Origin of the sequence: Bacillus sp. T2.9-1, assembly GCF_950097965.1 — a bacterium.
In the GTDB taxonomy this organism is placed as follows: Bacteria; Bacillota; Bacilli; order Bacillales; family Cytobacillaceae; genus Niallia; species Niallia hominis.
Genome location: NZ_CATNHG010000132.1, coordinates 1 through 14,184, shown reverse-complemented (window position 1 = coordinate 14,184; position 14,184 = coordinate 1). Strand labels below are relative to the sequence as shown.

At 35.4% G+C, this 14,184-nt stretch carries 12 protein-coding genes; 11 read left to right on the top strand and 1 reads right to left on the bottom strand.

The window, feature by feature from the left end:
* The first annotated feature begins 286 nt into the window (after positions 1–286).
* From QQZ16_RS20145 to QQZ16_RS20110, 8 genes are all read left to right on the top strand, one after another.
* The gene (locus tag QQZ16_RS20145; RefSeq protein ID WP_235252399.1) at positions 287–964 is read left to right on the top strand and encodes a DUF554 domain-containing protein; all 678 of its coding nucleotides are present in this window, start codon (positions 287–289) and stop codon (positions 962–964) included.
* Positions 965–1,028: 64 nt separating this feature from the next.
* Complete coding sequence (locus tag QQZ16_RS20140) at positions 1,029–1,496, top strand: pyridoxamine 5'-phosphate oxidase family protein (protein ID WP_048719178.1); 468 nt, start codon at positions 1,029–1,031, stop codon at positions 1,494–1,496.
* 210 nt (positions 1,497–1,706) lie between these two features.
* A complete protein-coding gene (locus tag QQZ16_RS20135) occupies positions 1,707–2,819 on the top strand; it encodes an ABC transporter ATP-binding protein (protein WP_109769431.1) in 1,113 nt (370 codons plus the stop codon).
* Positions 2,816–3,754 carry a carbohydrate ABC transporter permease gene (locus tag QQZ16_RS20130; RefSeq protein ID WP_284561721.1) on the top strand — a complete coding sequence of 313 codons (939 nt, stop codon included), beginning with the start codon at positions 2,816–2,818 and terminating at the stop codon, positions 3,752–3,754. The genes QQZ16_RS20135 and QQZ16_RS20130 overlap by 4 nt, the downstream gene beginning before the upstream one ends.
* Positions 3,751–4,569, top strand: a complete 819-nt coding sequence (locus QQZ16_RS20125; protein WP_048719182.1) for a carbohydrate ABC transporter permease — start codon at positions 3,751–3,753, stop codon at positions 4,567–4,569. The genes QQZ16_RS20130 and QQZ16_RS20125 overlap by 4 nt, the downstream gene beginning before the upstream one ends.
* A gap of 46 nt (positions 4,570–4,615) precedes the next feature.
* Positions 4,616–5,956: an ABC transporter substrate-binding protein gene (locus tag QQZ16_RS20120; RefSeq protein ID WP_284561720.1), complete on the top strand. Its 1,341-nt coding sequence runs from the start codon at positions 4,616–4,618 to the stop codon at positions 5,954–5,956.
* An 81-nt stretch (positions 5,957–6,037) separates the two neighbouring features.
* Positions 6,038–6,799: a glycerophosphodiester phosphodiesterase gene (locus QQZ16_RS20115; RefSeq protein ID WP_031539586.1), complete on the top strand. Its 762-nt coding sequence runs from the start codon at positions 6,038–6,040 to the stop codon at positions 6,797–6,799.
* The gene (locus tag QQZ16_RS20110; RefSeq protein WP_284561719.1) at positions 6,792–7,634 is read left to right on the top strand and encodes a glycerophosphodiester phosphodiesterase; all 843 of its coding nucleotides are present in this window, start codon (positions 6,792–6,794) and stop codon (positions 7,632–7,634) included. The genes QQZ16_RS20115 and QQZ16_RS20110 overlap by 8 nt, the downstream gene beginning before the upstream one ends.
* Before the next feature lie 222 nt (positions 7,635–7,856).
* Here the strand turns inward: QQZ16_RS20110 and QQZ16_RS20105 are convergent, their stop codons facing one another.
* Positions 7,857–9,101 carry a helix-turn-helix domain-containing protein gene (locus QQZ16_RS20105; RefSeq protein WP_235252402.1) on the bottom strand — a complete coding sequence of 415 codons (1,245 nt, stop codon included), beginning with the start codon at positions 9,099–9,101 and terminating at the stop codon, positions 7,857–7,859.
* A gap of 120 nt (positions 9,102–9,221) precedes the next feature.
* On the opposite strand from QQZ16_RS20105, the gene QQZ16_RS20100 reads away from it, so the two are divergent.
* The 3 genes from QQZ16_RS20100 to QQZ16_RS20090 all read left to right on the top strand — a co-directional run bounded on the left by QQZ16_RS20100 (position 9,222) and on the right by QQZ16_RS20090 (position 14,042).
* Entirely contained in the window at positions 9,222–10,514 is a 1,293-nt protein-coding gene (locus QQZ16_RS20100; RefSeq protein ID WP_235252403.1) for an MFS transporter, read from the top strand.
* 388 nt (positions 10,515–10,902) lie between these two features.
* On the top strand, positions 10,903–13,269 hold the full coding sequence (locus QQZ16_RS20095; RefSeq protein ID WP_284561718.1) for a polyprenyl synthetase family protein: 2,367 nt from the start codon (positions 10,903–10,905) through the stop codon (positions 13,267–13,269).
* A gap of 38 nt (positions 13,270–13,307) precedes the next feature.
* Positions 13,308–14,042, top strand: a complete 735-nt coding sequence (locus QQZ16_RS20090; RefSeq protein WP_048719191.1) for an MBL fold metallo-hydrolase — start codon at positions 13,308–13,310, stop codon at positions 14,040–14,042.
* The last annotated feature ends 142 nt before the right edge of the window (positions 14,043–14,184 follow it).

Genomic DNA, 14,184 nt, shown 5'->3' with positions numbered 1-14,184 from the left:
TCTGTTGTAAACTGATTCATAGGGAAGACCTCTTTTCTAGGATTGGTTGTGGTGACTTAATTCTACCAAGAGAAGGTCTTCCTTTTTACATGGAAATTTTCATTTACACAAAATATTTTATACTCTCAAGTAGAAAGAGAAGAGAGAGAGAAGAACAAAAAGCTGAATGCTAATTAAAAAAATTACCTAATTGTAGTGGGGTAAGATAAAATGACTTTATATATATGAAATCCTGTTTTTGTAAGACAGCTAATTTCAATAAATAAAAAGTCGAGGAGAAGAGAAATTGATTGGGACACTATTTAACTGCTTCATGATTCTAGCAGGAAGCACGATTGGAAGTCTTTTGAAAAAAGGCATCAAAGCGGAGTACCAAGATATATTAATGCAAGCAATGGGACTAGCTGCAACTGCTCTTGGGATTCATTCTATTGTTCAATATATGCCAGATAGTCAGTATCCAGTGCTTTTTATTGTAAGTCTTGCCATTGGTGGCTTAATTGGAGAAAAACTGAATATCGAAATTGGTTTTAAACGAATTGTCGCAAGATTTTCAAAAGGGAATTTAGCGGAAGGCTTATCAACAGCGATTCTCTTATTTTGTGCGGGAACTTTGTCCATACTTGGTCCAATTGAAAGTGCTTTAAGAGGAAATCATACATATCTTTTTACAAATGCAATTTTAGATGGGGTTACGTCGGTTGTGTTAGCTTCTACCTTTGGTTTCGGAATTGCGGCATCCGCTCTCGTTTTATTTTTATGGCAAGGCTTTTTTTATATGACAGCAGGCCTACTTGCAAACTTTCTAACACCAGATTTATTAGCTGAAATATCGATTATTGGCGGAATCCTTATTCTAAGTTCAGGCCTAAGTATATTAGGTATTAAAAATTTTAAGACATTAAATCTGTTGCCATCGTTATTAATTCCAGCAATTTGGTATATTATGCTGAAACTAGTATAGATTCTTTCTCACATTTGATTAAAAGTTTCATTTATGGGGAATATACCAATCAGAGGTGATAATAATGCAAAAAGAACTTGAAACATTAAGAGACTTAATAAAAGATGTGGATACTGCAATGCTTACTACAATCTCTGAAGAAGGTCTTGTATCTCGTCCAATGAAAACGCAAGAAGTAGAATTTGATGGAGACTTATGGTTTCTGACAAAGAAGGATACGGAAAAGTATGAAGAGATTTTGCATGAAAATGAAGTGAATGTCGCCTACGCAGGAAAATCCTATGTTTCTATCAGAGGAAGAGCTGAACTCGTTGATGATCTTGCTAAGAAGAAAGAGTTATGGAGTAATGCCTATGAAAAAATCTTGCAGACTTCATACGATGATCCTAATATCGTATTAATTAAAGTAAAGGCTGAATCAGCAGAATATTGGGATACAGGAAGCTTTACGAAAAATGTCGTTTTCATCTATAAGCGGATCACTGGTCAAGAAGCAGAAGACACAGACATAAATGAAACATTGGAATTATAAAAAAGCTTAGAGTTTTCAGCTCTAAGCTTTTTTTGTGCTCTCACCTATTTATTTTGATTTAAGAATATTTAAATAATGTAAACAGTGTAAAAGAAAATGGAAGTTTGTCAAACAACTATTATGTGTTTGTTAATGATTGGTAAATTTGGTTTTCAACATGACTTTATATGTTTAAATAAAAATGTAATTCAAATGGGGAGGGATTAGTTAGTGGTAGCAGTAGAAATGAAGGACATTTCTAAATCATATGATAAGCAGAAATCCGTTATTGATCAGATTAGTCTTTCGATAGAAGAAGGGGAATTTTTTGTCCTTGTAGGACCGTCTGGCTCTGGAAAAAGTACATTACTGCGAATGATTGCAGGCCTAGAAGAAATTTCAGGTGGGGTACTAAAGATGAATAATCAAGTTGTCAATCACCTGCCGCCAAAGGATCGTAATTTATCGATGGTCTTTCAAAATTATGCATTATATCCACATTTAACGGTGGAGCAAAATATTCTTTTCGGCTTACACGCCAAAAAAGTAGACAAGATGGAACAACAAAGAAGACTGCAAGAAACGGTAGAGATGATGGGATTAACGGAGTTATTAAAACGAAAGCCAAAGGAATTGTCAGGTGGCCAAAGACAACGTGTTGCACTAGCAAGGTCTGTTGTAAGTGAAGCTCCTATTTGTTTAATGGATGAGCCCCTTTCAAACTTAGATGCAAAGCTCCGTGCACATATGCGAATAGAAATCCGCCGCTTGCAAAAGAAGCTTGGTTTAACAATGATTTATGTTACCCATGATCAAGTAGAGGCAATGACAATGGGGGATCGCATTATGGTACTAAATGATGGGAAAATTCAGCAAATAGGCGAACCCATTACTTTATATAATCAGCCTGCTAATTTATTTGTTGCATCCTTTATTGGTTCACCCAAAATTAATTTAAGCAAAGCAAAACTGATTGATCAAAAATTGGTTCTTGAGAATGGTCTGCAAATTACGATGGACAAAGAGGATACTCTCCCATTATTATCTCAGCCGAATCTTACAATGGGGATTCGAGCAGAACATATTTTCCCAGGGACGGCTGAACAAACAAGCCATACTTTAGAAGTAGTGAATGTAGAGCAGCTTGGGAATGAAACGCTATTAACCTTTGAAGTGGGAAAAGAGCTGTGGACAGCGAAATGGTTAGGTCAATGGAGAATTCAAGTTGGAGATCAAGTACCGGTTCAGTTGTCTTCTAAGAATATTTGTTTTTTTAATTCTGAATCAGGAGCATTAATTCGCCCAGCAGTTGCTATGAAAGAACAAGAGGTTGTTGGACTATGAGTGAAATCGCATATCAACAGGAAATACAGCATTCTGTCGACTTTCTAAAGGAAAAAAAGAAGCAGCGGTTACAACATTTGTTCAAAGGGATGCTATTTCTATTCCCTTCTATTCTATTATTTAGTGTCTTCTTATTTTATCCATTGGGGAAAACGATTTATTTGAGTTTTTTCTTAACAGATAATCGTGGGGATCCCACCGTATTTGTTGGCATGGAAAATTATCTGGAAATTTTTAAATCGCCGATCTTCTTGCAAAGCTTAAAATCAACTTTGTTATTTGCCTTATATACTGTTCCAGGAAGCATTATCGTCAGTTTGTTTCTGGCTATCCTTGCAAATGAGAAGCTTCGTGGTATCGGTGTTTTTCGAACAGTATTTTCCTCTTCGATGGGGATATCTGTTGCGGCTGCATCTGTGTTTTGGATGTTCTTATTTCACCCTACGATTGGGTGGCTGAATACCATCGTAAAAGCATTCGGATTTGAGCCTATTGGCTGGCTTACTGATCCAAATTGGGCGCTCTTTTCCGTTTCTGTATCCACGATTTGGATGAATGTTGGCTTTACATTCTTGATTTTATTAGGTGGTTTGCAATCGATCGATTCCTACTTATATGAAAGTGCTGATATTGATGGGGCAGGCTATTTTTATAAGTTAAGACGAATTACGATTCCAATGCTGTCGCCAACCTTATTTTTTGTATTGACTGTAACGTTGATTAATGCCTTTCAAACATTTGGCCAAGTAGATATGTTAACGAGAGGTGGACCGCAGAATGAGACAAATTTAATCGTTTATTCCATTTATCAGGAGGCGTTTATGAACTACCAATATGGAACAGCGAGCGCTCAAGCGATTATTCTTTTTGTGATTATTCTTGTTCTGACTATCATTCAATTTAAACTTGGAGAAAGGAAGGTTCATTATCAGTGACATTGCCCATTCATAGAAAAATTATCTTTTATTTATTATTAATTATTTCAGCACTGCTTATTTTCTCGCCAGCAATTATTGCATTTTTGATGAGCTTTATGTCCTCACAAGATATTATGACAGGAAAATTAATTCCGACAGGATTAACATTAGATAACTATTTAAAAGTATTTGAGCGTTTTCCGTTAATGCAATATTTGTTAAATAGTTTCATTGTATCCATCGTCATTATGATGGGGCAATTAATACTTGCTAGTTTAGCAGCATATGCATTTGTGTTTTTGGAATTTAAAGGAAGAGATTTTCTTTTCTTTATCTTTATTGCAACCATGATGGTGCCATTTGAAGCATCTATCATTCCAAACTTTCAAACGATAAGGAATCTTAACTGGCTTGATCATTATAATGGTTTGACGATTCCATTTTTCGCAACTGCCTTTGGAACTTTTCTCTTGCGGCAGAACTTCAAGCAGATTCCGAAAGAGTTGAAGGAGGCAAGCGAAATAGCAGGGATTGGAGACTTTAAATTTTATTTAACAGTTGTTCTACCTATGGCGAAAACAAGTTTGATTACGCTTGGAGTGTATGGGTTTGTAACGTCGTGGAATATGTATTTATGGCCGTTACTTGCGACAACAAATGATAGTGTGCGCACTGTGCAAATAGGTCTTAGACAGCTTCAGTCACAGGAACAATTAAATGAATGGGGCGTTATTATGGCAGGGGCAATTATTGTTGTTTTGCCAACGCTGATTCTATTGTTTTTGGGACAGAAAAAACTCCAGAAAGGGTTAACAGAAGGAGCTTTGAAATAATTTTTCAAGGAAAAAACTAATAGATAAATTAGGGAGTGTGCGGAAAATGACTAAAACGAAGCAGTTACTAAGCATGTTTATTCTATCATTGGTTTTATTAATGGTTGGATGTAGCAATAATACAGAATCATCTTCTAATAATGGAGAAGAAAAGGATGGTCCAACTACCGTTACTTTCTGGCATTCTATGGGAGGAGCAGCACAGGAAGCGTTAAATGCGATTGTGGATGAATACAATGGCTCTCAAGATAAGGTGAAAATAAATGCAGAATATCAAGGTACATATGATGAAGCATTAACGAAATTTCATACTGTTGCAGGAACAGAAAGTGCTCCAACAATGATGCAGGTTTTTGAAATTGGTACAAAGTCGATGATCAATAGTGGTTTTGTTGAACCAATTCAAACACTTGTTGATGAAGATGGGTATGATATGAGTGGCTTAGAAGAGAATATAACGAACTATTATAAAATTGATGACACTTTTTATTCTATGCCATTTAACTCTTCTACACCTGTTATGTACTACAATAAGGATGCCTTTAAGGCAGCGGGCTTAGATCCAGAGAAAGCACCAGCAACATTTGAAGAAGTTGAAGAAGCTGGAAAGGCAATCGTAAAGGCAAACCCTGAAATGAAAGGATTTGCGCTCCAAGCATATGGTTGGTTATATGAGCAATTATTAGCGAACCAAGGGGCTTTATTAATGAATAATGATAATGGTCGAACAGAAACACCAACAGAGATTGGCTTTACAGAGGAACAAGGGAAGTCTGTGTTTAATTGGGTTAAAAAGATGATTGATGATAAAACATTTGCTAACTATGGAACAAATGGAGATAACATGGTAGCAGGTTTCCTTGCAGGAGATGTTGCGATGTTTATGCAATCTTCTGCTAGTGCAAGAGATGTAATTGATAATGCACCATTTGAAGTAGGCGTTGCTTTTATTCCACACCCAGAAGCAGTAGAAAGACAAGGAGTAGTTATTGGTGGCGCTAGTCTTTGGATGATGAAAGACAAGAGTGACGAGGAGAAAAAGGCTGCTTGGGAATTTATGAAATACTTACAAACAAAAGAGGTACAAGCAAAATGGCATGTTGGAACAGGTTATTTTGCGATTAATCCAGATGCTTATAACGAACAAGTTGTAAAAGATGCTTATGAACAGATGCCACAACTAAAAGTAACTGTGGAGCAGTTACAATCGACTAAGTCTTCTTATGCTACGCAAGGTGCCTTAATGGATATGATTCCAGAAGGTCGCCGTATTAGTGAAACAGCACTTGAAACGGTATATAACGGTGGAGATGTCGAGGAAACATATAGCATGATGGTGAAACAGTTAAATGAAGCAATTGAAAAAGCAAATCGAGCAAGAAAATAAGCTATAGGGAAAGACCAACATGATTAAATCATTTAATACTTGTTGGTCTGTTTCTTTCCATTATAAAGGAGGAGAAGGGATATGAATAGAACAAAAATATATGGACATAGAGGGGCAAAGGGTAGATATCCAGAAAATACACTACTTAGTTTCCAGCAAGCAATTTTACAAGGGGTAGATGGAATAGAGCTAGATGTTCATATGACAAAGGATGGCGAAATCGTCGTTATTCATGATGAATTTTTAAATCGGACAACAGATGGAACTGGCTTTGTACGGTCATATACATTAGAGGAAATAAAGGCATTTAGTGCAGGAAGTAAGTTTTCCTCCCTGCCTGATTTTGAAGAAAGCTGGTTATTAGAAAAAGTACCAACCTTAAAAGAAGTATTGCAATTGTTAGCTCCATACCCAATTGAACTAAATATAGAACTTAAAACCTATACATTTGAATACGAAGGTATTGAAGAAAAGACGATTGCTCTTGTGAACGAATACGGAAATGGGCGTAAGGTCGTGTATTCTTCCTTTCATTTGCCGACTTTATTAAGAATTAAGGCGATTGATCCATCTGCTTCGATTGCCTGGTTATTAAATCAAGTAATCTCTAATCCTCTTGATTACATAAAAAGCATAGAATTAGAGGCATTGCATCTTCATAAAGATATGGTAATCGATCATCTAAATGATTGGAAGGAATTAAAAGATCTAGTAAGAGTATGGACAGTAAATCAAGGGGACGAAATGGCTCAACTACTGGATGCAAAGGTGGAAGCAATTATTACGGACTATCCAGAACTAGCCATAGCCATGAGACAGGAAAGAGCTGTTCCTATTGACTAAATACTGGAGTGTGTTCATTCTCATTCCTTTCTTAACCATATCTCTAACTTCTTGCGGTGACAATGCAGTATCTATCGTAGCCCAGCCTGCGATAGAAAAAGAGGACACTCCAAGAGTAATTGCACATAGAGGGGCAAATGAATGGTATAACGAAAGCACGATTACCGCTTATCAAATAGCTGCCCAATCAGGAGTAGATTCCCTTGAAATAGATTTAAGAATGACAAAGGATGGCGAATTAATCGCAATGCACGATGAAACCATTGACCGTACGACAAATGGGAAGGGAAAGGTCTCTGATTATACTTTAGAAGAGATAAAGACTTTTCAAACATTCAAATCGGATTATGGCAAAACCATTACGGAAGAAATTCCAACATTAAAGGAAATAATCGAGACCTTTCATGATTCCCAAAGGTATTATATTGAAACAAGACTTGTTAATGGAAAATTAGCAATGGAAGAAAAGCTTATTCAGTTGTTAGAGGAATACCAATTACTCGATAAAAACTTAGTGACCATTCAATCCTTTTCGGAAGAGAGTTTATTGAAAATTAAAGAAAAGGCTCCACATACAGAACTAGCTCTTCTTTTTAGAAAAGGATCTTTTTCACTGAATGAAGCAAGTGGGGTTGAGTTTCCTATTATAGGAATCGAATCTACAGATGTTACGCAGAAAGTGGTAAAGGAATTACATAAGCAGGGAAAAGAAGTTCACGTGTATTTTACGAATAAGAAAACACAAAAAGAGGAACAAGAACGAGTATTGGAATATGAAGTGGATGGCTATTTCACGGATTATATTCATTTTACGAAAGAGATTTTAGCGATATAGGTGGGGAAAGCTGGAGTAAGGAATTCGCACTCGTTTTTCATTTTTGCAACAAGAGAACCGTTGACTCTAACATCTTTGGATATTGATGTGATATAGGCATCTCTTGTCTCTATCGGGATATTCGGATTTATCATTAGACATTTTATGGCGGTTTGCTGACCAAAATGGATAAGCGGTATAAGGAATTTTCTTGCTAAAGAGAAAATTCCTTATGTTAGTATGTTAATTGGAAAAGATACTTTCATAGGTTTCTATGCACAATTTTCGAAAAATGGAATTCGGAAGAGGCAAGAAATTTTCATACGCGATTTTAGCATGCTCCCTTGCCTTATCCATATTATTAAGCTCTTTATAGCAAAGGGCAATATAGGTATCTTTAATATAATAGATTCCAAAATCTACTGGATGGTTTAAATAATCTGGCACAGTGACGGCTAATAAAATTTTTAGTGATTTTTCATATTCATGTACATAGTAAAATGCTTTCCCTTTTTGGAGAATGTTCCAATTATCTCCAGTTGCTATCTGCTCTTCTTCATTATATTCCACATATTTATCGATAATGGGCATGATTTTATCGTATTTGCCTTTTATATTTATTAAATATTCGACAAATAAAACATCACATAATTCTATATAATTTTCATCTTCTAAAAATTCACCAAATTGTTTTAGTTTATTTAAATAATGACTAAACTTTTTCTCTTCTGATCCTAGTAAAGCTTCAAAAACAGCTAGTTTATATATATCATCTGTTTTAAAATATATTTTTTCTTTTTTAGAGTAATCTAGAGCCCTTTCGATTGCTTGAACAGTTCCCTGTGAATCACCAATTGCTGAATAGAAAGCTGCTTCATGATAATCCAAGTTTACTTTTGTCATAGGATCAATTTTATAATGCGAATTTTCTAGAAAATGTCGTTCTTCTAAAAATGTTTGAAGAGCTTCTTTATAACGATGCTCTAAAAAAATGGTAATTGCCTTGAAAATACCAACTTCTGCATGGTTGGCAGTGAGATTAAGTGTATCATATATCGTTGCAGCCTTTTTAGCGTAAATTTCCCACTGATTATCATATAGGCAAAATAGGCAATGACTATAAATTTCTAATAAACGAGCAGCTTCATAGCTATCATTCATAATATGAATATATGGTTGAATAAGATGAATAATTTTTTTGCAAGTTTCAATTGTTTCTTTTTTATTTCGAAAATAAATTTTAAATCCCTCATGTAATTTTTCGGTTTGATCGAGCATGTTTCTAATTTCAGTAGAACTGACCTTGTCTACTAATTCAGAAATAGTTACATTAAGTCTCTCGGCAATATACTCAAGACTCTCCATAGAAGGTTTGGCTTTATTATTCTCAATCTGGCTGAGCATGCCTTTTGTTAATCGATTACCAGCTAATGCCTCTAAGGTCATTTTCTTTTGTTTTCGTAATGCACGTATTCGTTCTCCTAGCATAAATGGTACACTCCTTATTTCGATAGTTTAATTATATTAAACTTTTTCTTGAAAGGGAAGTTTTTGTGTGATATCATTTGTTTAATTAAATTAAACTTTTTGAAAAAGGATGGGGTTTCGTTGGATGAAAATCAGTTACAAAAGAGAGCCACATATCACTTGTGGACATTTGTTAGTAGTAAATTAATTGCAACAGCTGGATCACAAATATACACATTTGCTATTAGTTTGTATATTTTGCATTTGACTGGTTCTTCGATGAGTTTTGCCGTGAATATACTATGTAATATCTTACCTAGAACAATCGTTGCTCCTTTTGCTGGGGACATCATAGATAGGTATCCTCGTAAAATAATTGCTATAACGGCTCAAACGGTTACGACCATTTCAATAGGCGGATTACTTCTTTATAGCATCACGATGGGATTATCCTTACCTGCTATTTATACCACATCCTGTATCCTGTCCATTACCTCTATGTTTGCCAGCAATGCTTTTACTTCATCATTAACCGGATTAATTGATGAAACTCGCATCCAGAAAGCATCTTCTTTAAACCAAATAGCTATTTCCATTGCGCAAATCGCAAGTCCAGCTATCGGTGGAATATTATTTGGCTTAGTGTCCATGTCAGTGTTTTTAACAATCTATCTTATCGCGTCATTGATTGCCGTTATACTCGATTCGACCATGAATTTTACTCTTTTTGAAAAAGAACGGGAGCATCAAGAGAAGAAAGAATCGGTTTTTGAAAGTTTAAAAGGGGGCATAAGCTATGTCAACCATCAACCATTATTAAAGGTGATGATTATCCTTTGCTTAATTGTCAATTTTATTTTTACAGCATTTAATGTTGGTTTTCCATTTATCGTTAATACGAAATTACACATGCCATCCATACAATTTGGAATTGTGGAAGGGGCTTTTGCTGTAGGAACTCTTTTACTTTCTGTATACTTGACTTTAGGAAAGGAATTTAAACATCCGTTTTCTGTTAGTAAAAGGGGAATACTTTCTTCAAGTTTATTAATGATAGCTGCAGCGGTTCCTATTATTATTTCATTATCATCCACAACAATATTTATTTACTACATGGTTGTCATGTTCTTATTTGGCGCAACGAATATTTTGATAAATATTCCGATTATGGTACTCTTGCAAAAACAAATTGCTAATGAATATAAAGGTAGAGTTTTTACCATAATAGAGACTTTTGCTATGGCGATGATGCCAATAGGTACATTGTTGTTTGGTTTTCTATATGATTACGTGCCAGCACAATGGATTCTCCTTATATCAGGATGTCTGACCATTATTTCCGTATTAATTCTTGCAAGGCCATCTGTAATGGAAAAAGCAAATACATCGAAGTCAAATGCATCGATTGCTAAAGAGAAAGCTACTTCCGTTTGAAGAATCTAGAGAAGTACCATCTGTTACTTTAATGAAGAAAAGCAACTAGAAAAGGTAACAGAGAAGCAATCTCAGTGCCCCAAAAGAAGAAAAACACTGGTCAAAGGTAACAGAGAACGGATCTCTATGTCCCGAAAAAAGGTAACAGAATAGTGACTTTATGTAATAAAGTAATTCTGAACATCCCCCAAGCTTGCAACAATTAACAAAAAATAAATTACAAGAAAATATATCAACCTATAAACTCTCCTTCTATAAAGGGAGAGTTTTTCTAATGAAAAATATAGATTAATAGGAGATAATGAACATTCTAGTTATAATAAAGAAGATAACCGATTATATTAGATTAATTAAATGAACTTAAAGGTAAAGCAGAGGTAATGTTCTTATGGATAAAAAGTTAAAAGAGGCAATAAATGAAGAATATCGATCGGCAGAGCATAAGGCTGTCCGGTATTTTGAAGCCCTTCAAAATCAGTTAACGGATCAGTCTTATGTGTCAAGCCTAATAAATGACTTTCAAACTTGGAAGATAAACCATATTCATTCTCCTTCCATCTTAACTTATTTTTCCCGAAAAAAAAGAAAACCAACTGTAAAAGGGTATCGTCCCTATATAGAGTGGTTGAATTATGCAGGTAAATTAGATGATTATTTGAATAGAAGTATTTCGTATCTTTATATGCGTGATTTAGGAAAGACACTTTCATCACAACATACGCAAGAAAGAATTGACGAAGTAGTCAACAATGTGAAAACCCACTTATTAAAGAAAGATGCAAAGAATGACAATTTTAGTGTATCTAGTCTGTATAAACTTGCTAAAAAAGAAAAAGTTGAGCATACGATGATTTTTGTACTAGAAAAACTGAAACGAGTGACAGCACATATCCCGAGTGGAATGAGTGTGGAGCACGCACAACGCAAAATCCTGAAAATCCTTGCAGGGGTCTTAATGCATGAATTGGAAGAAAGAAGAAGCATTGACCTATCAGAACAAGTACGGAAGTATCGATTAGAGAAAGCGATAAAACTAGGTTTTTATTATGGAATAACGTATCCTTTAATTGATGATTTACTGGATGCGAAAATTTTATCTATAGAGGAAGAAAAACAGTATACGACGTTAATTCGAACAACTTTAGAAACAGGAATTGTCCCAGAATTAGGAAGATGGCATGGAGAGAATGAAGAGCTAATTGCATTCATTCATAGTGAGTTAAAAGAAGCATTTGAATACATGAGACTTCAACATGATTCTATGACTTGGGAGTTATTTCTAAGTCAATCCTATATCTTCTTTCATTCACAAGAGGTCGACAGGGAAAAGAAGTTAAAAAATGGCACTTATTCTAATGAAGAAATTTATATTCCAGTAATCCTTAAATCTTCCGCTTCCAGACAGATTGTCCGGTCGTTAATGAATGCTCCTGAGGATGAAGGTTATGATAAACGAACCTTTTATTATGGTATCTATAATCAGCTAGCAGATGATTTGGCGGATATGTTTGATGATAAAAAAGACGGGGCTGTAACTCCTTATACGTATTATCTAACCTATCACACAACTAGAAAAGATTTAATAAATCCATTTGAAATGTATTGGACAGTCATTTCCTATTTAATTCATGATGTCTATCAAGCGGATTTCAAAACAAAGGAAGTCATTTTGGATCGGGCAATTAATGGGTTAAAGCGGTTAAAGGAAAAATTAGGCGAACAGAAATATAGTGATTTAATGGGGATATTCACAAAAAGAATGTCTACCTTTAATCGAATCCTACAGCAAATGGTTGAAAAGGCAGATGATGTTGACTTTTTTGATAAGCTGCTTCGTGACCATATGATTACCACCTTAAAAGAAAATAGAAGAGAACAAGAAGAGTTTTCTGAAATGATTCAATCCATCCGTTCACCTATTGATAAGATGCTGCCAATCACAGAAAATGCCCTGCTTGAGAAGGATATCGTGACCGAAGCAGCAAATTACAGTCTTGCAGGTGCAGGAAAAAGAATCAGACCGATTATTACATGGTTTATCGGGGTAAAAGAATTTGAGCTAGATAATGCCCAAATCGTGCCATTATTGAAATCAGTGGAATACATGCATACAGCCTCTCTTATTTTTGACGATTTACCATCACAGGATAATGCGGCGATGAGAAGAGGAAGACCGACTTTACATGAAGTGTATGATACGGCAACAGCAGAATTAACGGGGCTATTTCTTACACAGAAAGCGATTGAAGAACAAGCTACTTTACAAGCCTTTGGAGGATCAATTGTATTAAAACTTATTCGATACACAACAAAAGCTACTTCTGATATGTGTAAAGGGCAGTTGATGGACTTAGAATCCAGAGGGAAACAATTAACTCTACAAGAACTGAATACGCTTTGTTTTTATAAAACAGGTATCGGATTTGAGGCATCGCTTCTAATGCCTGCCATTTTAGCCGGTGTTTCAAATGAAGTGATGGATTTATTGAAGAAGTATGCTTACCATGCTGGAATTGCTTTTCAAATAAAGGACGATTTACTAGATGTAGAAGGAGAGCAAAAAACGTTAGGAAAGAAAGCTGGAATGGACAAAGATAATGATACCTCTACATTTGTGACCGTTTTAGGTTTGGAAGGTGCTCGTAAGGAAATGTGGGAGCATTATTGTATGGCATTAGATTTAGTCGAAGCATTACCAACGAAGACCAGCTTTTTAAAGTACTTAGTAGATTATATGGTGAATCGAACTCGGTAATAATGGAAGTAGAAGTTAAAACCTAAGGAGGATTAGCGATGAAAATCACTTTTTTAGGAAAGTATGGGGGATACCCAGGGAAGGATAGTCCTACTTCTTCCTTCTTATTGGAGTCTGCAGGATTTCATTTATTGGTCGACTGTGGGAGTGGTGTGTTATCTAAGGTTCAATCTTATGTTGACTTAAAGGATTTAGATGCATGTATTCTTTCTCATTATCACCATGATCATGTAGCTGATGTCGGCTGTCTCCAATATGCAATGTTAGTGGAGAATAAACTTGGAAAACGTATTGATCCCTTTCCAATCTATGGCCATAAAAGGGACTCTAAATTTGACGAACTAACCCATGATGTCTATACCGAAGGACGGGAAATTACTGTTGATAGATCGATTACCATTGGACCATTCAGCTTATCCTTTTGTGAAACGACGCATCCAGTATATTGCTTGGCAATGAAAATCCAAGCAAATGGAAAGACCATTATTTACACGGCAGACACAGAGTGGAAGGATGACTTAATTCCTTTTGCGAAGAATGCAGATATTTTAATAAGTGAAGCAAGTATTTACAAGGAACAATTTGGAATCGTTAAAGGGCATCTTACAGGAGAAGAAGCGGGAAAACTCGCGAAACAAGCGGAAGTAAAACAGCTCTTTTTGACCCATCTTCCCCAATATGGTGAACAGGAAAAGCTAGTGGAAGAAGCAAAAAATGTATATGGCGGTCCTGTTCAGTTGGTATATCCAGGTTTAGAGATATTCATAAATTAAATAAAAAAAGTGTTGGTTTGAACTGACCTAGCCAAATGAGACATATATAAAACACCTATCCATATTAAATTTAACACTTTTTCATTAATTTGATATTGGTTCTTTACTGGAAATAGTTCAGGCACTTTGTCACTTTACTTGG

Coding starts and splice junctions, on each gene's coding strand:
- QQZ16_RS20140 (WP_048719178.1), top strand. CDS start 1,029: ATGCAAAAAGAACTTGAAACATTAAGAGACTTAATAAAAGATGTGGAT.
- QQZ16_RS20130 (WP_284561721.1), top strand. CDS start 2,816: ATGAGTGAAATCGCATATCAACAGGAAATACAGCATTCTGTCGACTTT.
- QQZ16_RS20120 (WP_284561720.1), top strand. CDS start 4,616: ATGACTAAAACGAAGCAGTTACTAAGCATGTTTATTCTATCATTGGTT.
- QQZ16_RS20115 (WP_031539586.1), top strand. CDS start 6,038: ATGAATAGAACAAAAATATATGGACATAGAGGGGCAAAGGGTAGATAT.
- QQZ16_RS20105 (WP_235252402.1), bottom strand. CDS start 9,101: ATGCTAGGAGAACGAATACGTGCATTACGAAAACAAAAGAAAATGACC.
- QQZ16_RS20095 (WP_284561718.1), top strand. CDS start 10,903: ATGGATAAAAAGTTAAAAGAGGCAATAAATGAAGAATATCGATCGGCA.
- QQZ16_RS20090 (WP_048719191.1), top strand. CDS start 13,308: ATGAAAATCACTTTTTTAGGAAAGTATGGGGGATACCCAGGGAAGGAT.